The 25,279-nt window shown below is 31.5% G+C and carries 23 protein-coding genes; 8 read left to right on the top strand and 15 right to left on the bottom strand.

What is annotated here, in order from left to right:
• Positions 1 to 66: 66 nt before the first annotated feature.
• The 3 genes from GUI12_01025 to GUI12_01015 are packed head-to-tail and all read right to left on the bottom strand — an operon-like array spanning position 67 to position 3,640.
• Positions 67 to 2,052, bottom strand: a complete 1,986-nt coding sequence (locus GUI12_01025) for an ATP-grasp domain-containing protein (GenBank protein UAT42742.1) — start codon at positions 2,050 to 2,052, stop codon at positions 67 to 69.
• 7 nt (positions 2,053 to 2,059) lie between these two features.
• A complete protein-coding gene (locus GUI12_01020; GenBank protein UAT42741.1) occupies positions 2,060 to 2,989 on the bottom strand; it encodes a ribose-phosphate pyrophosphokinase in 930 nt (309 codons plus the stop codon).
• Positions 2,990 to 2,995: 6 nt separating this feature from the next.
• On the bottom strand, positions 2,996 to 3,640 hold the full coding sequence (locus tag GUI12_01015; GenBank protein UAT42740.1) for a NifU family protein: 645 nt from the start codon (positions 3,638 to 3,640) through the stop codon (positions 2,996 to 2,998).
• A gap of 218 nt (positions 3,641 to 3,858) precedes the next feature.
• Between GUI12_01015 and GUI12_01010 the strand changes: the two genes are divergently transcribed.
• A complete protein-coding gene (locus GUI12_01010; GenBank protein ID UAT42739.1) occupies positions 3,859 to 4,224 on the top strand; it encodes a hypothetical protein in 366 nt (121 codons plus the stop codon).
• Between the two features lie 13 nt (positions 4,225 to 4,237).
• Here GUI12_01010 and GUI12_01005 read toward each other — a convergent pair whose 3' ends face one another.
• From GUI12_01005 to gltA, 3 genes are all read right to left on the bottom strand, one after another.
• On the bottom strand, positions 4,238 to 4,966 hold the full coding sequence (locus GUI12_01005) for a hypothetical protein (GenBank protein UAT42738.1): 729 nt from the start codon (positions 4,964 to 4,966) through the stop codon (positions 4,238 to 4,240).
• 126 nt (positions 4,967 to 5,092) lie between these two features.
• Complete coding sequence (locus GUI12_01000; GenBank protein ID UAT42737.1) at positions 5,093 to 5,671, bottom strand: hypothetical protein; 579 nt, start codon at positions 5,669 to 5,671, stop codon at positions 5,093 to 5,095.
• 171 nt (positions 5,672 to 5,842) lie between these two features.
• On the bottom strand, positions 5,843 to 7,081 hold the full coding sequence (gene gltA / locus GUI12_00995; GenBank protein ID UAT42736.1) for a citrate (Si)-synthase: 1,239 nt from the start codon (positions 7,079 to 7,081) through the stop codon (positions 5,843 to 5,845).
• A 390-nt stretch (positions 7,082 to 7,471) separates the two neighbouring features.
• On the opposite strand from gltA, the gene GUI12_00990 reads away from it, so the two are divergent.
• On the top strand, positions 7,472 to 7,933 hold the full coding sequence (locus GUI12_00990; protein UAT42735.1) for a hypothetical protein: 462 nt from the start codon (positions 7,472 to 7,474) through the stop codon (positions 7,931 to 7,933).
• 6 nt (positions 7,934 to 7,939) lie between these two features.
• Here GUI12_00990 and GUI12_00985 read toward each other — a convergent pair whose 3' ends face one another.
• The 3 genes from GUI12_00985 to GUI12_00975 are packed head-to-tail and all read right to left on the bottom strand — an operon-like array spanning position 7,940 to position 9,494.
• Positions 7,940 to 8,449: a hypothetical protein gene (locus tag GUI12_00985; protein ID UAT42734.1), complete on the bottom strand. Its 510-nt coding sequence runs from the start codon at positions 8,447 to 8,449 to the stop codon at positions 7,940 to 7,942.
• Between the two features lie 3 nt (positions 8,450 to 8,452).
• Positions 8,453 to 8,986, bottom strand: a complete 534-nt coding sequence (locus GUI12_00980; GenBank protein UAT42733.1) for a demethoxyubiquinone hydroxylase family protein — start codon at positions 8,984 to 8,986, stop codon at positions 8,453 to 8,455.
• Positions 8,952 to 9,494, bottom strand: coding sequence for a disulfide bond formation protein B (locus GUI12_00975; GenBank protein ID UAT42732.1), 543 nt, complete (start codon positions 9,492 to 9,494; stop codon positions 8,952 to 8,954). Before GUI12_00975 ends, GUI12_00980 begins: the two co-directional genes overlap by 35 nt.
• Positions 9,495 to 9,697: 203 nt before the next feature.
• Here GUI12_00975 and GUI12_00970 point away from each other — a divergent pair, with 203 nt between their 5' ends.
• Entirely contained in the window at positions 9,698 to 9,850 is a 153-nt protein-coding gene (locus GUI12_00970; protein ID UAT42731.1) for a hypothetical protein, read from the top strand.
• Between the two features lie 40 nt (positions 9,851 to 9,890).
• Here GUI12_00970 and acnA read toward each other — a convergent pair whose 3' ends face one another.
• The gene (gene acnA, locus GUI12_00965) at positions 9,891 to 12,482 is read right to left on the bottom strand and encodes an aconitate hydratase AcnA (protein UAT42730.1); all 2,592 of its coding nucleotides are present in this window, start codon (positions 12,480 to 12,482) and stop codon (positions 9,891 to 9,893) included.
• A 287-nt stretch (positions 12,483 to 12,769) separates the two neighbouring features.
• On the opposite strand from acnA, the gene GUI12_00960 reads away from it, so the two are divergent.
• On the top strand, positions 12,770 to 13,639 hold the full coding sequence (locus GUI12_00960) for an alpha/beta hydrolase (protein ID UAT42729.1): 870 nt from the start codon (positions 12,770 to 12,772) through the stop codon (positions 13,637 to 13,639).
• Positions 13,640 to 13,648: 9 nt separating this feature from the next.
• Here the strand turns inward: GUI12_00960 and GUI12_00955 are convergent, their stop codons facing one another.
• Genes GUI12_00955 through petA form a run of 3 tightly spaced genes read right to left on the bottom strand, consistent with a single transcriptional unit; the run spans position 13,649 to position 16,188 of the window.
• Positions 13,649 to 14,407, bottom strand: coding sequence for a cytochrome c1 (locus tag GUI12_00955; GenBank protein ID UAT42728.1), 759 nt, complete (start codon positions 14,405 to 14,407; stop codon positions 13,649 to 13,651).
• A gap of 14 nt (positions 14,408 to 14,421) precedes the next feature.
• Positions 14,422 to 15,642, bottom strand: a complete 1,221-nt coding sequence (locus GUI12_00950; protein UAT42727.1) for a cytochrome b/b6 — start codon at positions 15,640 to 15,642, stop codon at positions 14,422 to 14,424.
• An 18-nt stretch (positions 15,643 to 15,660) separates the two neighbouring features.
• Positions 15,661 to 16,188, bottom strand: a complete 528-nt coding sequence (petA, locus tag GUI12_00945; GenBank protein ID UAT42726.1) for a ubiquinol-cytochrome c reductase iron-sulfur subunit — start codon at positions 16,186 to 16,188, stop codon at positions 15,661 to 15,663.
• 641 nt (positions 16,189 to 16,829) lie between these two features.
• Between petA and GUI12_00940 the strand changes: the two genes are divergently transcribed.
• On the top strand, positions 16,830 to 17,963 hold the full coding sequence (locus tag GUI12_00940; GenBank protein ID UAT42725.1) for a cation:proton antiporter: 1,134 nt from the start codon (positions 16,830 to 16,832) through the stop codon (positions 17,961 to 17,963).
• Positions 17,964 to 18,018: 55 nt separating this feature from the next.
• The gene (locus GUI12_00935) at positions 18,019 to 19,224 is read left to right on the top strand and encodes an EAL domain-containing protein (protein ID UAT42724.1); all 1,206 of its coding nucleotides are present in this window, start codon (positions 18,019 to 18,021) and stop codon (positions 19,222 to 19,224) included.
• A 41-nt stretch (positions 19,225 to 19,265) separates the two neighbouring features.
• Here the strand turns inward: GUI12_00935 and GUI12_00930 are convergent, their stop codons facing one another.
• Positions 19,266 to 20,486: an FtsX-like permease family protein gene (locus GUI12_00930; protein ID UAT42723.1), complete on the bottom strand. Its 1,221-nt coding sequence runs from the start codon at positions 20,484 to 20,486 to the stop codon at positions 19,266 to 19,268.
• 129 nt (positions 20,487 to 20,615) lie between these two features.
• Between GUI12_00930 and GUI12_00925 the strand changes: the two genes are divergently transcribed.
• Positions 20,616 to 21,155, top strand: coding sequence for a F0F1 ATP synthase subunit delta (locus tag GUI12_00925; protein UAT42722.1), 540 nt, complete (start codon positions 20,616 to 20,618; stop codon positions 21,153 to 21,155).
• A 30-nt stretch (positions 21,156 to 21,185) separates the two neighbouring features.
• Positions 21,186 to 22,718, top strand: coding sequence for a F0F1 ATP synthase subunit alpha (locus GUI12_00920; GenBank protein ID UAT42721.1), 1,533 nt, complete (start codon positions 21,186 to 21,188; stop codon positions 22,716 to 22,718).
• Positions 22,719 to 22,791: 73 nt separating this feature from the next.
• Here GUI12_00920 and GUI12_00915 read toward each other — a convergent pair whose 3' ends face one another.
• The gene (locus GUI12_00915; GenBank protein UAT42720.1) at positions 22,792 to 25,227 is read right to left on the bottom strand and encodes a DNA translocase FtsK; all 2,436 of its coding nucleotides are present in this window, start codon (positions 25,225 to 25,227) and stop codon (positions 22,792 to 22,794) included.
• Between the last annotated feature and the right edge of the window lie 52 nt (positions 25,228 to 25,279).

Here is a 25,279-nt window from a genome sequence, read left to right as displayed (position 1 = left end):
TTGCTATCAGAAATATAGACTCTTGTTTAATGAAATTGCCCTATTGTTAACAAATACAATTGATCATCATTGCAATCTAATTATAACATCATCATCTGATACCAATTCTCCCTCTTTAAAACATACCTCTTCTACTATCCCAGATTTTTCTGCTGTAAAAGAATTAAGTGATTTCATAGCTTCAATAACAAATAGTGGTTGTCCCAAATCTATACTATCTCCAGATTTTACATAGATATTTTTAATTAAACCACACATAGGAGAACTCACTACATTTGATAAATCAGAATCCGCCACATTGTTTTTCACAATATCTAAAGCATCAAATTCATTTTTCTGTAATGTCATGATATCTGTTCTGAGACAATCATATTCTATGATAAAAGAAAAATTGTTACTGCCTTTAAACAACTTGAAAGCAACATCTTTATGGCCTACTAGACAACAATTCACGATATAATTACTATAACTTTTAATTATCAAATCATATTTTTTATCATCATAAGAAAATGAAAAAACTCCATCTTTAGCAAGATTTAAGAAGCTCACTTGTAAATGCTCATCATCAACAATCAAATACCAATCTCCTATTAAGCTTGCTAACTCTACATCTGAATCTTTAAGAATATTTCTTATCCTTATAGCAACACAGACAAACATTAATTTTGATATGATATCAGTATCCAAAGGTATTTTTTTTCTCATCACCCCAGAAGGAAAAATCTCATCTAAAAAGCCTGTATGTAGATCTCCGTCTTTAAATTTTTTGTGATTAACAATTTCTTGTAAGAAAGTAATATTATTAATGAGAGTACCAACGCTAAATTTATTCAAAGCAGTATTCATCAATTTAATCGCAGATTCTCTATCTGAGCCGTAAGTACAAACTTTGGCTATCATAGGGTCATAAAATACACTGACCTCACAACCATTATTCACTGCTGAATCTATTCTGACTGAATCAGGTTCTGCATAATTACTGATTAAACCTCTAGTAGGTGCAAAACAATTATATGGATCTTCAGCATAAACTCGCGCTTCTATTGCAGCGCCCTTTATCTTCACATCTTTTTGTTTGATTAATAATTCTTTCCCTTGTGCTATTTCTATCATTTGTTTGATAATGTCAAAGCCAGTAACAAGCTCAGTAACTGGATGCTCTACTTGTATTCTAGTATTCATCTCAGAAAAGAAAAAATTTCGCTCATGATCCATTAAAAATTCCACTGTTCCGGCAGAATAATAACCAATTTTTGAAACTAAATTTTTAACTTGTTTATACATTTCCTTTCTAACGTCCTTTGTCACAAAGCAGCTAGGAGCTTCCTCTATTATTTTTTGATAACGCCTCTGTATAGAGCATTCACGCTCCCCTAGGCATAAAACATTCCCGAACTTATCTGCTACAACTTGTATTTCAATATGTCTTGGCCGCTCAATATAACGCTCTATAAAAAGAGAATCATCCTTAAAAGAATTAAGAGCTTCCGTTTTCACTATTGGCAAATCATTCAGCAAGTCCTCATCTGAATAACAAACTCTAATACCTCTCCCTCCGCCGCCAGCAGAAGCTTTAAGTATAATTGGATAACCTACATTATTAGCAATCTCCAAAGCATGTTTATCAGAATCAATTGTCCCAAGATAACCTTCAGCAATAGATACGCCAGATTCTTTTGCAACTTTTTTAGAGTTGATTTTATCTCCCATAAGGTTAATTATTTTAGAGCTAGGACCGATAAAAACAATGCCTTCACTTTCTATTCTTTTAGCAAATTTTGCATTCTCTGAAAAAAATCCGTACCCCGGATGTACAGCATCCGCACCACTTTTTTGAATAATATCAAAAACCTTATCTTCATTAAGATAGCTATCTTGACACAAGTCACCATTTAAGGGATATGCTTCATCAGCCTCCAAAACATGAGGAGCGTTATGATCAATATTAGAATACATCACGACACTCTTTATATTCATATTTTTAAGAGTCTTAACGATTCGACATGCTATCTCACCTCTATTGGCGATCAACACCTTTGAAAAAGCCTTCATACAAAGATTATAAATAACGAATAATGGAATTTAAAATAAAAGAAGAAACGTCCAAAAGTTTAATTTTTGAACATTTAGCAACAGCAATCGAACAGTCTCTTGTATTAGTAACAAACACACCTTCTAAGCTGGAATTCTGGATGCTCTCACAAGCTTGTCCAGAAAATATACCATGTGTCAAACATGCAAAGATTTTTTTTGCGCCATTTTTTTTCAGCATATCAGCAGCCTTACAAAGAGTCCCTGCAGAATCAACCATATCATCGTATATGATACAATTTCTACCTTTGATATCACCTCTAATAGAGATCATATCAACATCACCAGAAGACAAATCTCTCTGTTTTTCAATTAATGCAACCGGAAAAGATAATTGCTTTGCCAAATCTCTGCTACGTTTAATGGAACCAAAATCCGGAGCAACAACCACACCATCTTTGCCAATAGATTTTCTTATTTCTTTGATAAATAACTCAGAAAGATTAAGATTATTAACCTGACAATTTCTAAGAATAGTAAGAGAATTTGGATTATGAATATCAATAAAATTGAAATTACGCACCGGATAATACTCCGATAACATTCTAAATAATACAGCTACCGAAATAGCTTCACCAGAAGCATTCACTCTATCTTGTCTAGCGTATCCCATGTAAGGGATAAAAATATTTAAACTCCTAGGCCTAAGACGAGAAACTGCATCTATCATAAGCATCAGATTAATTACAGCGCTATCATTGGATAAAGTTTCTAACAGAGTTACATCTTCATTATATACAAACTGATCATCAAGCCTTGTGTAGTTCTCACCATCGGCAAATTGCTTATGCAAAACTTTTTGTACTGTCAAATAATTTTTGAATTCATCTGAATTTTCATAAGATGCAACAATATTGTTGATTAAAACATCATTATTATTTCCAAGAAAAACATGCATAATATTTTACTCACCATTAGATGCAATATAATTCTCCAGATCTTCAACATCATGAGGCAAGGCAACCACCTCATTTACTTTTTCAGGAAAATAATATCTAAGCAAGCTTTCTACACCCTGCTTAAGTGTTATTGTGGAACTTGGACAACCTACACATGCACCTTGCAATATAACATAGACACACTTTTCTGCATATTTTTTGAATATTAAATTGCCCCCATCTTGCCACAGGGCGGGCCTAATATTTTTCTCTATAACATCATTAATCTGTGAAACAATTTCTGAATCTGCAGGGTCAAATTCACACTCCAATAAAGCATCATTTTGTTCAGATATCTCTTCATTATTTTCCGTAACATTAGATTTTTTATCATAAGCTATTTTAGAACAAAAGCTTGCTATTATCTCAAGTATCTCTGGTTTTATAAAATCCCAGAATGCATTTTCTTTTTTTGTCACGGTTAAAAAATCTGGAGAAAGGAAGATACTTTCAACAAAATCAAGTTCAAAAAGAGCCTTAACCAAATCGTGATCTAGTTTATTTTTATCAATAGCACGGATAAAAAAAGAATCCTTTCCATCAATTACAGGAACTTCAGTTACAAATTTTAGTGTATTTGGATTAGGAGTATCCACAGTTTGTATAAACATAAGTATAAAATTCCAATAAGACAAACCTGCTTAACCGTACTATGTTAACAAAACAAACATCAATCATCAATAATAGACAGTACAAAAATTAAAATTTTGATATTTAATTCATATTGCACTACTATCTTATATAGATCATACCTACAATGCGCTTATATTTAAAAAATAATAAAAGGATGATATATTACTCTCAGCGGGTATTATTTTGAAACCAATATATGGTAGTAAATTTTTTGATATTTTTCTTAGCATATTTAGCTATTCTCTCTTTGCTAGGAGGGATATTATGGATATATGATAAGGAAAAACTCTATAAAATTCTTCTATTTATAGATAAATACAGCATCTTTAGGGTTTTTGATACCTCAAAATTTCGCGAAAAAGATAGTGATAATAAAACAGATATGTCTGTTGAGACCGCATTAAAAATTCTAGGATTTAAAGAAATGCCCAAAACTCAACAGGAAGTAAGAAAAAGATTTAATCAGCTTATTAAAGCAAACCATCCTGATAAAGGTGGCTCTGACTATTTATCAGATATGATAACAAAAGCGAAAGATAAGATAATTAAATTAGTAAAGTAAATAGATACACAGCTTAACTTTGCATATAGTGATTTATTATTTTTTTAGCGCGTTCATCAAATTTAATAGGGATATAATTTTTATTAACAAATAAAGTTGCTTTATATCTACTAGATTTGTCTTTTTTATTCTTAACATAGTGTTCCAAATAATTCTCATATACTTTGGCATCAAAAAAGACTATTACTGCACCACCATTGGCTTTAACACTAAAGACTTGAAAGCCATGAAAATCAATAGGACGATCACACCACATATAGCCGATAAGTTCTCCTGATATTTCACCTTCTCTACATTTCATTAATATAGGATTTCCAAAGAGCTTCTTTGTTACATAGTCAAAATTTTCATACCAACAAGCGATTTCTTCTTGTGAATTATTTTTAATCTCTAAAAATAAAGGCAGAATTTTATAATTTTGTTGCATTTGATAATTTGCAGTAAACGTAACACCATTTACTTCTCTCCGAGGATACGTAGCATCCATGAGCAATTGTTGCACTTGCAAGGCACAATCTTGCACTTTCAAATTATCAGAAGGCACAGAATGAATATATGACAGCGAAGTATCAAAACCCTTCTCTCCTTTTGGCCAATGCTTAAAACCTTTAATCTCTACTGTTATTAATTTTCCTCTTATTTGAGGACGTATAATTTTCTTCCACAGCCACAGAGCAGCTATTTTACTATTTGCCATTGCACATGGTAGTACTGCTCTAATAAAAACACCAATATCTATCAAGAATTTGATCCCCTAAAAATTGATAATTGCTAATTTTATCCAAAACAATGCAACAAAACAACCTAATTACTGCATCATATCACACCACAAGAACTAGCTTTTTTAAATGATTAATCATTTTACTAATCACTTAATACTCACCTCCTTGTTCACTATTTCTTTGATCGTTGGAATGGGTTTAAATGGCTTTTTTAAGAAGTTCTTCATCTCAGCAGAGATTTTTATTTTTGTTATACGTTTTCTTTTACTCTTACAGTTTCTTTTAAATATTGGCTTCCAAGATTTTCTTCCTTTTGTATCCATTGATGAATACCTTTTATGAAATTCATTTACCTCGTAATAGCTACAATAAATTCTCCAGCAATCTCCTGCTTTCAATGTAGGACTGTAAATATCACTAGAATAATAAGTAGATTCCTTCTTTCCATCACCAGCATCGGTTCTTGACTGTATCAAAAGAATTCGAGTCAAGGGATCAAAATTAACATCATTAAAAGAACAATCAAGATCTGTGTTATTACGCATTTCTAAAACAAAATCTTTGTAACCGTTCTCTTTAAAAGGATCTTTATCTTCTATCTTCAATTCTATAGTTAATTTACTACTTAGATATTTTTGAAATATTTGTACATATTTGATGATTTTTTTAAATAGTTCCAATAATACTTCTCCCATATTTATAAAATATAATAAATAAAAGGCCATTTTATCTTTAAAAGATTAAATGTTAAAGTTTAATTTTTTAAATTCTGGTAACAGATGAAGAAAATTGAACTATATACTATTAAGTTATTTCAACGACGGATAAACCTATCAATTGGAAAGAACTAGGACTCCATTGACCTCAGTATAGTAGCTATAAATGAATCTTTTTGTTTATTTTCCTATGTAAAGTTGTCTTGGTCTGTATAATTTTTGTTCATCATCAAGAAGCATTTCATTGACCTGTGACATCCAACCTGCAATACGCGCCGTGGCAAACATAGTAGTAAACATATTAACTGGAAAACCTATGGCTCTCATAACAATCCCAGAATAAAAATCAACATTGGGATATAACTTTCTGCTTATAAAATATTCATCTTCTAATGCAATGCTTTCTAATTTATTAGCAATTTTAAAAAGCTCTGCTTCATCTCCTGAATGAACTTCTGCTGCATGCAATACATCTTGACATACGTCTTTAAGTATTTTTGCCCTAGGATCGTAATTTTTATATACTCGATGCCCAAAGCCCATTATTCTAAAATCATCATTAGGATCTTTTGCTCTTGCTATCAAACCTGGCACATCATCAACGCTATTGATTTCTTTTAACATTAATAGCAAAGATTCATTTGCTCCACCATGAGCCTTTCCCCAAAGAGCTCCTATTGCTGCAGTCACTGCTGCCAAAGGCGGAACTTGAGTTGAAGCAACCATTCTAGCAGTAGAAGTAGAAGCATTCTGTTCATGATCAGCGTGTAAAACACAGAACTTATTTATGGCATCCACAAAGACATCTGGGATATCTGAACTGGGAAATAATAAATACAATAAATTCTTACAATAGTCTGAATACTTATATTCATTAGAATTAAATTCTTCCCCATTTAAAAAGTGATAAATGGCAGCAACAACATATGGAGCTTTTGCAAGAGCCATTGCATATGCATTTTCAATACTAAGATCTTTATATAAGCATGAAAGAACAGAAAAAGCAGACATCATAATAGACATTGGATGACTAGCAGGTGGAAGATTAAAAATCATATCCACAACTTCTTTATCAAGATAAGAATGCTTTTTCACTTTATTCAAAAAACCATCAAATTGAACTGAACTTGGTTCCACACCGTAAAACAGTAAATATGCTACTTCCAAAAAGCTTTTACTTTCTGCAATGTTGGATATATCCAATCCACGATAACGCAATATTCCTTCATCACCATCAATAAAAGCAACTGATGATCTACAAGATGCTGTTGAAAAAAAACCCGGATCATAAGTGAAAAGCCCTGTACGCTTATATAATTCACGTACATCTATAGCACTTGGACCAAATGTAGCATCGAGTTTTGACAAAGATAATTCTTCACCATTTTCCAAAATAAAAGTTATACCTTTTTTTCTCATAAAAAGAATCTTCTCATTAATATTATATAAATTAGATCAACACCCTTAGAAAGTGTTTTTAAAATCCCAAAATCACTTACTTTTCAAATTTTTAGGTTAATAAATTAATTATATTCCAATAGAATTAAAAAAATATAAATTAATGATAAGTATCTTTTAGTTATAGAATAAATAAAAGCCAAAATATATCTCGTAAAACTAGCATCTTTTAACTAATTTTCAATCACAAAAAAGTAGAATAACATCGTATGCAAAACATAAAACCAACAATGAAAATCATTGTATAAAGGATTTTTAGAAGTTTTGAAAAATCTAGATCTGTTGTTTTACAGACACATTTTTGACATACTTTCAAATATACTGAGCAACAATATATTTTTTAATAACCTAATGATAGATTTTATCAGACAAAACGCTATTATGCTAGCACTTGCTCTACTCTTGATAGCAGTAATATTTATTATATTTTTAATATTGAAAAAAAAATATCACATCAAGATAGTATATAGGGTATATTATCAGGACGACTATGAAGAGATTCTAAATAAAGAATACCACGAAAAAAAGCTAAAAGAATTAAAGCAACAAATACAAAAAGAAAATGAAGTTTTCAAAGAAAAACAAAGAGAAAGTGCACAAGAAGTGGAAGAAATCACAGCAATAAAATTTGCAATCCCGATTGGTAAATGGACGAAATTAATATTCGGAGAAAAAATAAACGATATGAAAGCAATAAAATCGCTTGTGAACGAAAGCATAAAGAAGAAAAAGAAGATTGGAATATGGCAAATTAAACTTGAAGCAACTAAACAACAAATTGCTCAAGGGAAAAAACGTGGAAGGGGTATGTGAACAATATCATACTAAAATATCATATTCTCTCTCTTTTAAACTCGATACTGTAAAACTCAGGAAAATAACCAATATAATACTATTGATAAAAATACATAGAATATTTAGTAAAATCTCAACCTGCAAAATTGAGTCATTTATGATCTTAAAAATCACCAATCTATAAATACACAAAGCTACATACTGTAAATTAAAAACAACAAGCAACTTAATATAAAAAGATTTTTCCCTGTTCATATCTGTAGTATCAACAATTTTCTGTATTATAAAAAAAGATAAGAAATGCAAGGTAATATAGAATATGGCACTCAGGCCAAAATAAAAATTGTAAAGTATGTCATAAATTAATCCAACAATTAACCAAAATAAGAAAGATAATCTAAAAACAGAGAAAATAGATAAAGCAACCAGATCCAGAGATAAATCTGATAATATGGACAAATGCTGTGAAAACACTATATCCAGCATAATTAAAAAAATAGATATGTAAGTACTATTATTAACACCAATTCTCATTGCCTATATATATCTAGATACAAATATAGCAAATTTACAAAAAGACTTTATACATAAGGTTAAAAGTGCACGGCTATCACAATCTAGCGCATCATGTTCAATTCCGATTCTATGATGCTCTAACTCATCTTCGCGGAATTTAATAATTTTGTCTTTTAACAATTCTACTTCTTCATCATGATCTAATTTTTCCAACATATCTAACTGAGATTTATAATGCTCTTCTATTACCTCTTCCACAGCAACAGTACATAACATTGCTGCTTTTTTACCTAATCTAGCAGTAGTAAAGCCTAAAAATCTACTTGCTATATCCCATATAGGAATCATAAGTGTTGGAGATATTCTATGACGCAGCAATTGCTCAGCAAAAAATTTTAAATGCTCCTCTTCCTGTTTTTTCATGGTATCAATAAGTTCCCTATACTCAGGATCATTTTTAAAATGCTTCAGTTGCGCATTATAAATACAGAAAGCACCATATTCACCAGCATGATTAATTCTAATAATTTGGCTTAGTAGCTTTTTTTTTATCATAGTAAAAAACAAAAGTAGATAGAGATATAATACATAGTAATGAAAGGAAATTCCACATTGCCAGAGGATAACCAAAAATATCAAGCGAAGAAGTCGAGCAATCTAACTCTTTGTTTAGAACAATAAAGTCATATAAATCTGATAATGATTCAGACGATATAAGCTCATCAGAAACTGTAATATGAGAGCATTCTGCTGCAATAATCCCATGTAATACCAATAGATGATATACAGCAATTGCCATATCAATTAGCATGGAAAAAAACATAAGTAAAATAATACAGTTTCTTATCTTGATTTTTATACTCCTCGAGACAAAAAGTAAAACCACTATATATAGCAATCCTAAGCAAAAATTCACTATATAAGGAATCCTCTGATAAACACAAAGTATACAGCCTTTGAAACCTAAAGAAGCTAATATTACGTAGGAAATATTTACCAATACACAAAATGCAAACAAAATTGCAAATGTTGCCTTCTCATGAATTTCTGATCTAAAAAGCATTTATTATCCGTAATATCAAATTAGAAAGAACATAGTAGAACAATATGCAGATCAATGCAATTAAAATTTCTCTAAAGACCTAATAAACTGCGATTATAATAAACTAAAATGTTGCATTAAAAAGACATATGAGCAATAATGAATCTGGTTCATTGAGACTTAATTTTTTAGAGAAATTAAAATATATATAGAGGGTAAATAAAATGAAAATACCACCGGTAAACCAAGAAGATTTGTTAACCGAGCTTTTACAAGATCAAGTTGATGGAAAAAAATTCCCCAATAGCACATTAAATCAAGTAACGCAAGCAGAGCAAATACAACCAGAGAAGGTAAAAAATCCTGTCAAGTCATAATTTAATCTCGCTTATGCGTTGTAATTGTCAGAGAGGATAATTACGTCGACAATTTTTTAATGACATGACGTAATATTCCTCCATCTTTTAGATAGTCGATTTCGCTTTGTGTCCTAATGTCTGCCTGCAATTCTATTGTTAATATCGTGCCATCTGGATTGGTAATATCACACTTACATTTAAAATATATCTGAATTGAATGTGCCTCAAAATGGATATTAATTTTTTCATCTCCCGTAAGTAAAGAAGAATCAAAATTTTTATCAAGGATAATAAATGGTAAAACTCCCATTCCAACTAAGTTAGAGCGATGTATGCGCTCAAAACTTTTTGCAATAACAGCCTTGATCCCTAACAACATTGTTCCTTTTGCTGCCCAATCACGGCTAGATCCAGTACCATATTCTTCACCTGCAAAGACAACCAAAGGAATTGAACTCTTTGCATACTCTGTAGCAATATCATAAACTGTCTTAACAGTTGGATCATCATGCATTCTTGTGTATCCACCTTCAACTTGACCACCCAACATTAAATTGCGTATACGAATATTGGCAAAAGTCCCTCTTACCATAACTTCATGGTTACCTCTTCTAGAACCATATGAATTAAAATCTTCCTCGTTTATGCCTTTCATTTTTAAAAATTGACCAGCTGCACTATTTTTGGCAATTTGTCCCGCAGGAGAAATATGATCAGTTGTGACACTATCTCCTAAAGTAAGGATTATTCTAGCATCTGAAATATCTGATAAAGCAAAGGAATTCAAATTATCAAAAAAATTGGGCCTACGCACATAGGTACTATCTTCATCCCATGAATAAACCGTTGAAGAAGGCATTTCTATACTTCTCCACTCTGCACGACCCAAAAATACATCTGAATATTTTTCTTTGAATATATCTTGATTTATATGTTCGGATACAATTTTTGCAATTTCACTATTATTAGGCATAATATCTGCCAAATAAACTAATTTACCATCCTTGTCAGTGGCAATAGGATCTTTTGTTATATCTTTATCAATAAAACCACTCAGTGCATAGGCAACAACCAAAGGAGGAGAGGCAAGATAATTTGCCTTAACTAATTGACTAATACGGCCTTCAAAATTACGATTACCAGAAAGCACACTAGCAACTATCATATCATTTTCGTTCACTTTTTCAGCAACGTCAGGAATAAGTGGTCCCGAATTTCCAATACACGTAGTACATCCAAACCCAACTATATGAAATCCAATACCTTCAAGATATTTATATAATCCAGATCTACGAAGATATGCATCAACAACTTGTGACCCAGGTGCCAATGATGTCTTAACCCATGACTTAGGTTTAATTCCCAATTCAACAGCTTTTTTTGCAACAAGCCCTGCTGCTATCATCACATCTGGATTAGAAGTATTAGTACAACTTGTAATAGCTGCAATAACAATAGCACCATCTCTTAATTCATCCTTAGTATTATCTATTTTTTTGTTTACTGTAGAATAAAAAGATTCCGGTACTTTGTGTAATAATACATTATCCTGTGGTCTTTTCGGGCCAGCTAAACTGTGTTCAATGGAAGATAAATCAACTTCGACTGTATCAGTGAATTTGATATCACAATTCTTATTGTGCCACATACCTTGTTCTTTGGCATATTCTTCTACAATTTTGATTTTATCCCTAGCACGACCAGTAAGTTCAAGATATTCTAAAGTATGTTCATCAATTGGAAATAGATTACACGTACTACCGCACTCTGGCGCCATATTTGCAATTGTTGCTCTATCAGCGAGAGAAAGACTATCTAAGCCATCACCATAAAATTCAACAAATTTTCCTACTACTTTTTTAGTACGTAGTATATGAGTAATGTAAAGCACTAAGTCTGTTGCTGTAATACCAGGCTTTAAAGATTTCTCTAATTTTACACCAATTACTTCTGGAATAACTATAGATATAGGTTGACCCAACATAACAGATTCCGCCTCTATGCCTCCTACTCCCCAGCCTAAAACACCAAGACCGTTAACCATAGTAGTGTGGCTGTCAGTACCAACTAGAGTATCAGGGTATAATAAATTATCCTTTGAAAGGGTCACAACATTTGCAAGATATTCTATATTCACCTGATGACATATCCCTGTTCCTGGAGGAACAATGCGTAAATTATTAAAACTCTTTTGCCCCCAATTCAAAAATTTGTAACGTTCAATATTACGATACATTTCAATTTTAACATTTTTGTCAAGAGAGTTTTTTTGACCAAAAGAATCTACCTGTACAGAGTGATCAATTACTAGGTCTACTGGAACAAGGGGGTTAATTCTCATTGCATCTTTACCAATGTCTTCCATAGCATTACGCATGGTAGCCAAATCAACAATTGCTGGAACGCCAGTAAAATCTTGCATTAAAACCCTTGATGGATAAAACTCTATAGGTTTACCAGTGTTATTTGTATAGTCTAATATATCTGCTAAACATTTCTCATCCCCATTACTTTTTCTAAGATAATTCTCTAAAAGTATTTTAATAGAGATCGGCAAAGAATCAATATTGTATGACAATGAGTCACACGCAGCTCTTAGTGAATAATAATGATAAGATTCTACCCCTATCTTTTTTACCCTTTCATACATCCTTGGCACCTCTATCTATGTAACAATCACAATAATACATTAAAAAATAATATAAAAATATGACAAAATGTTAATAATATTTTTTCAACTAATCAATATTATAATTAAAAAATCAATAATTCTTAAAAAGAACTAGAAGATTTAATACCTAATGTCACAATTTATTTAATAAATCATAGGATAAAAAGTTTAAAAAACCATACACTTTATGCTGAATAAGATATACACTTCTTCTTTTTTGATATTATGATTTAACAAAATTTGATTTATTCTATATTAAATAAAAAATGCTAAACATATTAGAAAACATAAAATATGAAAATTTCATAATAAATAATCATAATTATCATTTAGCAATCTATGATATAAACACAGACAAAAAATATACTGATGTTGCACTAATGCTACATGGGGTGGATGGCTTATCTCACGATTTTGATTATCTAGTTGATGAATTAGCTAAGAAAAATTATAGAATCATACTAATAGATATCTTTGGCAGAGGAAGAAGCTCTCACTTACAAGAAGCAAAATTATATAACAATAGTTTCTACGTTGACATCATAAAAGAAGTTATCAACAGACTAAAAATAAAAGAAGTCGATTTATTTGGCACATCCATGGGGGGAATTTTAGCAATAGAAATGTGTGCAAGATTCAAAAATATGATAAAAAGAATCATTCTCAATGATGTAGGACCATATATAAAAGCAGATAAACAATTTAGGTTAGCAAAATTCTTTAATACAATACAAACAGAATTTGAAGATTACAATGATTGCTGCTCATTTTTGAAAGATATGTATCAGCATACCGGTATTAAAGGAAAAGAACAATGGCTACATTTTTTTAAATGTAGAACAATATACAGAAAAGGAAAATATACACTGCATTTTGATAAACAAATATTTCATACTTTCTTAAAATACGCAGAAGAAATGAAAGATATAAATTTATGGCATTATTGGAATAAAATAGATGATAATGTCAAAATATTAGTTCTAAGGGGTAATTTATCGCCTATATTAGAAAAACAAACACTAAATAAAATGCTCGATAAAAAAAACTGCGAAGCTCATACTTTTCCTAAAGTATCTCATGCTCCCATGCTCTCAACTAAAGATCAATTAGATGTGATATTAAATTGGCTAGATTAATTCTATCAATTAATCCTTAATATCTCTCCAAACACTCTTATTCACTTTGTACAACAAGACGCTCAAAATCAGCAAGAATACCATTATCTTTAAACCCAATTTTTTACGAGATTCCATCTCTGGTTCAGCTGCCCATTGTAAAAAATTCACAACATCATATGCCATCGTAGAAATAGAAGCTTCGGTCATATCAGGGTAAGTGACTATGCCTTCAATCAAAGGAGGTGCCATAGAAAGAGCTCCTCCTTCAAAATAAGGGTTTTCATATAACCCCTCTTCATTGGGATCCGTAGTGGTATACCCCGTCAGCAAAGAATATAGATAATTTGCACCATTGTGTCTTGCTTTAATAATTAATGAAAGATCTGGTGGTACAGCACCATTATTTGCAGCCGCAGCAGCCTGTTTATTTTTATAAGGAGATGGAAAATAATCATATATTTCTCCCTTTCTAGATTGCACTTCACCGCTATCATCTATTGCATCATCAAATTCGTAAGAAGAAGCAATAGCCTTTACAAAATCTTCCGGCATCCCAATCTCCTTAAGATTCCTAAAAGATATGCGATTTAAACTATGACAAGAAGAACACACTTCTTTGTATACTATATAACCACGATTTATACTATTCTTATCAAATTTACCTAATACCCCATTAAACGACCATCCCAGCGATATCGGCTTTTCTTTTCCTTCTTCAGCTTTCAAAATATTTACTGAGCAAATCAACAAAATAAAGAAAAAAGTGTAAATACTAAATCTCAACATACTTACAAAACCCATTAACATCTTTTCATAGAATCACTTACCGAATTAGGCAATTCAAGAGTTTTCTCAAATTTAGGCAAAATAGGCAAAATAATCAAAAAATAAGCAAAATAATAAACTAAAGAAAGCCTAGATAAACTTAAAAAAGGTTCTTTTGCTTCTTGCCCACCTAACCACATTAAAAACAAGAAATTTAATGCAAATATTATATAAAAAATACAAAAAGTAGGCCTATAATTACCACTTCTGATTTTAGATCTATCTAATATAGGTAAAAACACCCACACGACAATAGCGGCAATCATTGCTATAACTCCACCTAATTTATTAGGAATAGCTCGTAATATTGCATAAAAAGGTAGAAAATACCACTCAGGTACTATATGTGAAGGCGTAACTAAAGAATCGGCTTCAATATAGTTATCCGGATGCCCTAAATAATTTGGAGCAAAAAATACAAAAACAAAATATACAATGAAAAATATTGCAAAGCCAAAACTATCTTTTGCAGTGTAATAAGGATGAAAAGGTACAGTATCTTTCTTATCTTTTATTGATACTCCTGTTGGATTATTTGAGCCAAAGGTATGCAAAGATGTCAAATGTAAGAACACAATGGCACACAATATGAAAGGAAGCAAATAATGCAATACAAAGAATCTATTCAACGTGGGATTATCAACAGTAAAACCTCCCCAAATCCAAGATACTATACTATCTCCAACTAATGGTATCGCAGAAAAGAGATTTGTAATAACTGTCGCACCCCAATAACTCATCTGGCCCCAAGGCAATACATAGCCCATGAATGCAGTTGCCATAACAACAAGGAATATAATAACGCCTAAAATCCATAACAGTTCGCGCGGTGCCTTATATGATCCATAATAAAAACCCCTAAATATATGAAGATATAGCACGACGAAAAACATTGAAGCTCCATTAGAATGCGCATATCTAATTAGCCAACCAAAATTAACGTCTCGCATTATATGCTCAACGCTAGCAAAAGCACCTTCTGCACTAGGATTATAATGCATTGCTAAAAACAGTCCGGTTAATATCTGTATAACTAGAACAATTCCAGCAATGGACCCCATGTTCCAGAGATAATTAAGATTCTTAGGAGCCTTAAAAAACACATAATGATCAACAAAATATGAAACAATCGGCAAGCGATAATCTATCCACCCTAAAATTCCTTTAAACCTAGAATTTTCACTATCCTGAGACATCAAACACTCCTATAAAAATTATTTTTTATCTTCTTGTTTAGCACCAATCAATATTCTATTATCATCCATAAAATAGTAATCAGGGATATCAAGATTTCTCGGTGCAGGCCCCATCCTAATTCTACCTGATAAATCATAATGAGAGCCGTGACAAGGGCAAAACCACCCTCCATAATCTCCCTTATTTTCTATTGGGATGCACCCCAAATGAGTGCAAATACCAACCACAACAAGCCATTCTTCTTTCCCTTCTTTAACTCTAGCAGAATCAGTTTCTTTATCTATTAAATCATTTATTGGAACTTTTGACATCTCACTTATTTCTTCAGAGGTGCGTCGCCTTATAAAAACAGGCTTCCCTTGCCAAACAACTTTGATGACTTGTCCTGGCTTCACATCACTCAAATCAACTTCTTTTGTTGCAACTGCAAGAACATCTGCTGACGGATTCATAGAATTTATCAATGGCCAAGTGGCAGATACAACACCAAAGCCTGCCATAGCCATACTGGTAAGAACGATAAAATCCCTTCTTTTAGTCTTCATAACGATAACACACTATAAACAAGCTAATATATTTAAAATCGGATTCCCAAAGTGGTCGTAAGACTTTAGAATAAAATAAATCATCAATTGTTGCAATAAAAATGTTAGATTAAATTAATATATTTATTGATTAACACTAACTTTATATTTAAATGATGCTATATTGAATGACATATAAAATCTTTTGGATATTTTTTTCAAATGGCAGGATATGATACTTGTAATGATAGAGAAAATAGTATTATTATTCTTCACTTTGAAGGAAAGACAAATCAAAACCATATAAATAAAAATTACGATGTAAATTTTGCGCAATGAACATATTAATGATAAATCTTTTAGCACCAATGCTTTCTGTTCCAATATCCTTAATAATTAAAAACGGCAAATTGAGGCTTTTTTGTAATGTTTTGATAGGTTGTGTGCTACTATATTTTACATTTATTCTTTTGCAAGATTTTCTAAATCAGAGAATTTCTGTATTTTTTATAAAAAAAAATTTCCTACCAGGCATTTCTATACTGATGTATCCAGATATCATAAGTATTGTATTTACCTCCCTAATATCGATTTTATTGATTCCAGCAACCATCTATTCTCATTTTTACATGGAAAAACACTGTAAATCTGCGCCTATTCTTATGTCAAGATTTTTTGCTCTTTTTGCAGTAGCAATATCTAGTTCTATAGGAGTTGCTCTGTCTGGTAATTTATGGACTTTATTTATATTCTATGAATTATTAACTGTCTGCACATATCCGTTAGTTACTTTTGATAGAAAAGCTGTACATTTAAAATCTGGAAAAACATATATTAATGTTCTTATGGGAACTTCCATGGCTTTATTGATGCCAGCAGTAATCATTATTTGGCAATTTAATGGAGCTGATTCATTAATTTTTGGAAAAGATATGAAGGTGGTAATTCCTAACATATTGATGCAATTAACTTTATTTCTCATGATTCTTTATGGATGTAGCAAAAGTGCTCTATTTCCATTTAGTTCTTGGCTCCCAAAAGCGATGACTGCTCCTACTCCTGTTAGTGCTTTATTGCATGCTGTTGCAGTGGTAAAAGCAGGAGTTTTTAGCATCATGAAAATAACATATTATGCATTTGATATGCATAAAGAGGAATTGCAAATAACATTAATGGCGATAACGATAATAACCATAATTTTTGCATCAATGGAAGCAGTACATAAAAAGCAGATAAAATCCATACTCGCTTATTCTACTATAGGTCAATTATCATACATATTGATGATATTTGCTTGTTTTGGAGAAAAAGGCTTAGCTGTAGCTCTTTTATATATGATTCTGCATTCAATGGCTAAAATAACTCTCTTTTTTACTGCAGGTGCAATATACATAAAGACTGGTTATAAATATGTTGGAGAAATGAAAGGCTTAGCAAATAGAATGCCGACAACTTGCGTTATCTTTTCCATCGCTGCTTTTGGTATAATTGGGATTCCTCCTACTGCAACGATATGGGCAAAATATATGATGTTTAGTGTTGCACAAAGTAAAATAATACTTATGGCGCTAACAATAGGTTTTAGCACGCTTATGAGTGTGTTATATTTCTTTCCCATAATCCATAATTTCTTCTTTGGTATCAGTAAGATAAAATATGATAAAAATGAACCTCCGGCCTTGATGTTGTTTTCTTATGGGTGTACTTGTGCTATTCTAGTGATCATGTATTTCTATCCTGCATTAACAGCAAAATTTATTGATTTTGTTATCAACAATCAAGATATCTACAAATAGATAATTTGTTGCAGATGTTATAAATTAAAAAAAGTAATTATTTCAGGAGTTTTGTATGGTAAAATTTGAATATACCTACGATTACAATTTAGTCAGCAAGGTAACTGAAATGGAAAGCGGGATACTTATAGCTATCTCGATTGATAATTTTCCATACATTGTATCTAACGATAATGTTAGTCGTGATTATGAAGATTATGTTATAAAAATACAAGAAGTACTTTCTGAGCATTTGAATGCTACCGTGATTAGGCATTCTGACCATGTTTTCTTCATATTAACTGAACAAGAAATTTCAGTACATAACGAAGTTTTTCCACTGATTAGAAATTTTAATAATCAGGAAGGTCATAATATATTTTTAAAATGTGTTTTAGGATATTGCATATTCTCTTGCAATCAAAAGACCACTAACACTCACCCGATATCAAACGCTCTGGCTGCTTTAAAATTTGCTACAAAGACAAATGTATTCTGTGTTAATTATGATGATTATGCATCTCATTTTCACCTTGATGATACAAAAAATAACCATGAGTTACCAAAATTTATATCTTCTGCAATTGATTCAGGCTCTTTAGTTATGTATGCAAGGCCAATAATTGATATCCACAATGGAAAAATAGAAATGTATGAAAGTTTTCTATCAATCAAAGATTTACCTAAGCAAAAAAAGATTAGAGAAATAGATATAATACGCTCTGCTGAAGAATTTAACTTGATTGGAATATTAGATAACATAGCGTGCAAAATGGTAAGAAATCAAACAGCTCATGATGCAAACAATAAATTTATTACAAAAATATCCCTAAAAAGTTGTATAAGTAACTATTGGCTTACAGATTTTTTCAGTAATATACAAGATTTACCATTAGCTAAGCGTATGGTAATTGAAATACATGGAGAATATAGTCACTACAATAAAAAAGAGATTGTATCTTTTATCAATAAATTGAAAGATCTGGGATGTAAAATAATGTTTAATACGTCCGGTATTGCTATAGGTAGAATGACAGAGATACTAAATTTGAGAGTAGATTTTGTTAAGATAGATGAGAGATTAATAGAAGATATAGAGAATAATCCGGTAACACAGAATATTGTTAAATTTTTATCAGATTTTTTCTATAGCATAGGATCAAATGTTATAGCAACTGGCATCACAAATGATACCCAAGTAGAAATATTAAAGAACCTTAAAATACAATATCTACAAGGCCCTCTATTTGGAAAAGAAATCCCTATAGATCAGCTTTTATAGATGAGCTCTAAATTTACACAAAGAAGACTTGTATAAACATCCTATCCGCGCAGTACTTTAGCAGGTTCTATTCTGGTTGATTTATAAACTGGAAAAGTTAAAAATATGATTGTTAACAAAAAGGAATATATCCCGATTATCATTATATCATCTGTTTTAATTAATATGGGGATTTGTTCTAAATCATAGATTTTTATATCGATAATCTTAAAGCCAAATCTATTTGATACAAATGCAACGATAGAATTTACATTGACTGCAACACAGAGCCCAAGTAATACTCCGATAGAAAATCCGACAATATGTAGAATTACTCCACATAACATAAAGATGATAAATATACTAGATCTTTTGGCCCCAAAAGCTCTAAGGATAGCAATATCTTTCATTTTTTCTCTAATCATAATCACGATACAAGAGAACACATTAAAGATAGAAATCAAAATAATCATGAAAAGTACTATTTTCATCAATTGACGCTCCAAAGCCATAGCACGACAAAATGATTTATGTCGTTCAAACCAATTAGAAATAACTAGATGATCAAACATACTAATCAATTTAGTTTGTGTTTTGGCAATATCATCATTTTCATATAAAAAGATTTCAATTCCATCTGTTACATTTTCTTTTTCTTTAAATAGAATCTGAGCATTTCGTAGATTAATATACGCATAATTCTCATTGATATCTTTGACATTAGCATCAAAGAAACCTGCAACAATTAATTGCTTCATTGTTGGAAAGATTCCAGAAGGGGTTTGTATCATAACAGGAGAAATGATATTCACTTTATCTTCGACATCAACACCCAAAAGGGATGCCATATCATAGCCGAGAATTATCCCATTTTCTAAAAGCTCTTCCTTAAAATCAATCAATTTTTCAGATAAATTCTGAAATTCTTGAATATTAATTCCTTTTATTATTGCTCCTCGTGGATGACGTGCATCGCTGCTAATAATAGCTTGTCCTTCTATGTATGGAATTGAATATTTGATAGTATCAATTTTATTTAACTCTGACTTAATATCATTATAATCTTCCATTTTATGTTCATAGCTATCCATTTTTATTTGACCGCTAATATTAATAAAGATATTTTGTATCTCATTAGAGATGCCATGCATTACTGCTAAAACTACGATCAGAACAGCAGTGCCAATTGCTATTCCCACTAATGATGTAAAAGCAAGGAAACCTTGTGCTCCTTTCATTCTTAAATAATGTAGAGCAAGTAATAACTCAAAATTCTTTAGCATGATAAAATTGGAAAATCATCTTAATATGATGCAGGAAAATTACATTTCATACAAGATGTCCTATGTTAAACGCTATTGTCACAAATTGTTTATTATTGTAAAATCAGTTGATCGGTGTGGTTTTTGTAGATGAATGATTTAATTATTGCTGGCAATTATGCTAGAGTCATCCTTGGTAAATATGGAGAAGAGATAATAAGAGAATTGGAAAAATTCTGTTCTTTATTAAGTGATTCTGAGTTGTTAAGAGACTTTCTTAATAGCACTCTTATTGGAAAGGAAGAAAAAGAATCTCTCTTAAAAAAGATAGTCAATGATAAAAAATTGTTAAAATTACTTCTCTTGTTAAATCAGAACAAAAAAATGTATATTGTCTCTTTATTGATGAAACAATTGACATATATTAATTTGAAATTGAAAGGTGTAACAAAATTAACCATTGAGTCTTCTCGTAAACTCAGCGATGAAACTGTGTCAAAAGTACAGGATGGTTTTGTTAAGAAGGTAAAAATTAGAACATTTGTTGAGCAAAAGCTTAATAGTGCATTAGGCAGCGGTTTTATTGCCTACACTGATAATTATGTTATGGATGCATCACTAAATAATCTTATCAGTAAAATAAATGAGCGCTGTAAAATATCGATAAGGAAATCTTTTGGTGCTATATAAATCATAATATTTTAATTGGGTGTTACAAATATGGATCTTAAAATATCAGAAATAGAAAGTATTATTAGAGAGCAATTTCAAGATAATCCTGTATCGATAGATGTAGAAGAATGCGGTCGCATAATCTCTGTAAAAGATGGAGTTGTTGTAATCTATGGGATGAAGAACGTTGGTTTTGCTGAGCTCATAAAAATTGATGATAAGCACAATGCCATGGTGCAAAAAATAACAGAATTATCTGTTGAAGCTACTCTTTTTTGTAAAGACTCTGAAGTACAAGAGGGGATGATAGCCAAAAGAACTAAAGAAGGTGTAAAGGTGCCTGTAGGAGAAGCTGTCATTGGTAGAGTTTTGGATCCATTGGGCCATGAACTAGATAATCATGGTTCCATTGAAACTGATATTTATGATTATATAGAAAAGAAAGCTCCTGGTGTAATGGATAGAAAATCTGTACATGAACCTCTACAAACAGGGATTAAAGTTATTGATAGTTTGGTGCCAATTGGTAGAGGGCAACGTGAGCTAATAGTTGGGAATAGACAAACTGGGAAGACATCTATAGCTATAGATACAATATTGAACCAAAGAGCAAAAAACAAATCTCGAAGCAAAAAAGATAAGATGTATTGTATATATGTTGCAATAGGGCAAAAATGTTCATCTATTGCGAGAACTATAGAGGTATTAAGGTCTGAAGGAGCGATGGATTACACTACTATAATTGCTGCAAATGCATCTTCACCTGCTACTTTACAATATATAGCTCCATACACAGCTTGCACTATGGGAGAATATTTCAGAGATAATGGCATGCATTGTCTGATAGTATATGATGATCTATCTAAGCATGCTGTAGCCTATAGAGAAATATCTCTATTATTAAGAAGGCCCCCAGGCAGAGAAGCGTATCCTGGTGATGTATTTTATTTACATTCTAGATTACTTGAGAGAGCTGCGAAAATGTCTGATGAACGTGGTGCAGGTTCTTTAACAGCTTTACCAATAGTAGAAACACAAGCTGGAGATATTTCTGCTTATATTCCAACAAACGTTATTTCAATAACAGATGGACAAATATTCCTAGAAACAGAATTATTTAACAAAGGTGTTAGACCAGCACTTAACGTTGGAACGTCTGTTTCTCGTGTTGGATCTGCAGCACAAACAAAAGCAATGAAAAAAGTTTCAGGAAGCTTGAAGTTAGAATTAGCACAATTTAGAGAAAAAGAAGCATTTTTACAGTTTTCTTCTGATATGGATGATGTAACTAAAAGATTGCTAAAAAGAGGTCAAGTATTAACTGAATTGTTGAAACAAGGCGCTCATAGTACAATGAACGTTGCGGAACAAGCTGTAACAATACTTATGGGTACTAGTGGTTCGTTGGATGATATGCCAGTTGAGTTAATCTCTGATATAGAACAACAGGCTTTGTTATATCTGGAATCAAATGAATCGGATATGATGAACGAAATAGAAGAAAAAGGAGATATAGTAGACAGAGAAAAGGTATTAGCAGCAATTGAGAAATTTAAAGCATCTTACGCAAACAAAACATAAGAGAACAAGAAACTTAATGCTACTGCATAATGTTATGAAATAGCATTAAGTTATATCTTGATCTTGCTATCTGCTATTGAGTGCTGCTGTGAAAATTGGATATCAATATATCTCTCTTTCCGTTACTCTGCTGGGGTCCTATTATCTCTTTTCTTTCCATTTCTTCTATTAAACTAGCGGCACGGTTAAAGCCAATTTTCAATCTACGCTGAATGTATGAAATAGAAGTCCTCTTTTCTTCAAGAATTATTTTCACAGCTTGAGCGAACAATTCATCTGATTCTGTATCATTCACATTCATCAAATCATTATTTATTCCTAGATCATTATTAGTTGAATATTGCATTAAGACATCTTCTGAAGCATCGTCAGAGAATTGAGAATTAAGGTATTCCACAATATTTTTGACCTCAGTATCACTGACAAATGGCCCATGTATACGCTTTAATCCTCTTCCTGGAGACATATATAACATATCCCCACGGCCAAGCAATTGTTCTGCTCCCTGTTCACCAATAATAGTACGACTATCAATACGGGATGAAACAGCAAAACTAATTCTAGTAGGGAAATTTGCTTTAATAACACCTGTGATAACATCAACTGAAGGTCTTTGTGTTGCCATAATAATATGAATACCCGAAGCCCTAGCCATTTGCGCTAAGCGCTGTAAATAAGATTCAATCTCTTTTCCAGCAACGATCATCAAATCTGCCATTTCATCTATTATTACAACTATAAAAGGCAATGCTTTTCTTTCGATAGAAACTGTTTCAAATACCCTATTACCAGTCATTTTATCAACTTTTTTTAACACACGTCGCTGAATGAATTCACCTTCTGATTTATCATTTGTAATAACAGAGTTATACCCCCCAATGTTTCGTACTGAAAGCACAGACATTAATTTATACCTACGTTCCATTTCCTGTGTGAGCCATTTAAGGACAATTACTGCTTTTTTAGGTTCTGTAACAACAGGCGTCAAAAGGTTAGGGATATTATTGTAAACGGAAAGCTCAAGCATTTTAGGATCTATCATGATAAACCGACATTGTTCTGGAGTTAAGCGATATAGCAAAGACAATATCATTGCATTAACAGCAACAGATTTTCCTGATCCGGTAGTTCCAGCTACCAATAAATGTGGCATTTTTGCCAAATCTACTACGATAGGCTTCCCATCAATTGATTGTCCTAAAGCTATTGGTAATTTATATTTAGAAGCACAATATTGTTCTTGTGCAAAAAGCTCCCTTAGATAGACTGTCTTTCTGATATCATTCGGTAGCTCTATTCCAATAGCATTTTTACCCGGAATAACAGAAATTCTAGCCGATATTGCGCTCATAGAACGAGCTATATCGCCGGCCAAAGAAATAATTCTAGCAGATTTGGTTCCTGCTTCTGGTTTTAGTTCATATAAAGTAACAACAGGACCAACACTAACATTTGTTATCTTCCCTTTAATACCAAAATCTAATAATACATTCCCCAGATAAGCAGCCTTATCTTCCATTACTTTAACGTTTTGATTGATTTCTCTTTTCTTATCTAAAAAGTTCAAACTAGGTAATTCAAATTTACTAACATCATATGTTTTATTTGCAAAATGTTTATTTGCAGCACAGTCTGTATCATCTACATCTTCATCACATTCTTCTAATTCCTCTTGTTCGATATCTTCATCTTCTATTTCATCAGGTTGTACATCAGAGATATTCTCATAATTTTTTTCTTCTTCTCTATGATTATTATTATCATCATAGATATCTTTTATGTCATCATAATTATCATCAACTTCTTCTTGATATAAATCAGAATCATTGTACTCATTTATAATTTCATCGTCAGAGCAATTAATGTTTAAAGGCTCTTTAGATCTTTTTTTTTTTGCTAATAGAGAGAATATCAATGCATAAAAAACATACATCATCTTGTACAATCTTTTTGTACAGAATAAAATACAAAACGAAATAAAATTAACAATAGCAATTGTATATTTTATGCTTGTATGAAATACAGAAATAAATGCATCAGACAGCTGTTTAAAGATAATAATATTAGATAAGCAGAATAAAACAGGAGAGCAATAATGTATATATGTTTTAAATACAGATAGAGAATCCATATAGGTTAAAAAACCAAATATACCTGCATAATTGGAATATAACCAATTTTCATCAATATTTTCGTAATAAGTGAAGAAAAAATAGCTACTACATAGTGCAAAATAAGTAGCAATATATTTAATATTTCTGCTTCTTTGAGAATAAAAAGCGTTCACAAGAGTTATTGCTAGAGCTATCGAATAAAGCCCAAAATACTGAAAAGATATATCAGCTATCACAGCACCTAATATTCCTCCTAAGTTGGTTATTTCATCACTAGATATGACATTAACGGCACTATCTTGTGAGCTATAAGTCAGTAAACTAACAAAAAAGTAAGTAAAAAGTACACAAACAGCTATTTTACGTATATAATAAGTAATTCTACGCGATATCATAAGAATTTTTTGAATCACTAAGTAGCGGTATATAAAGATATAGAGGCATTCT

It is taken from the genome of Anaplasmataceae bacterium AB001_6, from assembly GCA_020002265.1.
GTDB lineage: Bacteria > Pseudomonadota > Alphaproteobacteria > Rickettsiales > Anaplasmataceae > AB001-6.
The sequence above is the reverse complement of the archived record's forward strand: the minus strand, read 5'-3'. Positions and strand labels throughout refer to the sequence as shown.